Source organism: Bacillus sp. LR--39 (assembly GCF_053613335.1).
In genome coordinates, this window is sequence record NZ_JBSIOT010001469.1 from 1 (window position 1) to 541 (window position 541).

Sequence of the window (541 nt, forward strand, 5' to 3'; positions counted from 1 at the left end):
TCGAAAGGCACGTCTACATCAATACCGCCGACTTCATTAATCACATCTTTAAATCCGTCAAAATCAACTGTGACACAACGGGAAGCAAGACGAAGATCAATGCCGCTTACAGCAAAGGCGGTAAAGATGAGACAGTTGAAACTGTTGAAAACTTCTTGCAAATCCCGATTGATAAATATGTCACAGTTGATTTTGACGGATTTAAAGATGTGATTAATGAAGTCGGCGGTATTGATGTAGACGTGCCTTTCGATTTCGATGAAAAAAGTGATGTAGACGAAAGCAAACGGATTTACTTCAAAAAAGGCGAGATGCATTTGAACGGCGAAGAAGCCTTGGCATATGCCCGGATGAGAAAACAGGATAAACGCGGAGACTTTGGCCGTAATGACAGACAAAAACAAATCTTAAACGCGCTGATTGACCGAATGTCAAGTGCAAGCAACATTGCTAAAATTGATAAAATCGCAGAAAAAGCCAGCGAAAACGTTGAAACCAATATTCGCATTACTGAAGGTTTAGCGCTTCAGCAGATTTACAG

Annotated in this window: 1 protein-coding gene; it reads left to right on the forward strand. The window is 40.9% G+C overall.

Going from position 1 to position 541, the window contains the following annotated elements:
• Positions 1-541, forward strand: a 541-nt coding sequence (locus ACWHAR_RS31190; RefSeq protein ID WP_452088942.1) for an LCP family protein, incomplete at both ends; no start/stop codon positions are given.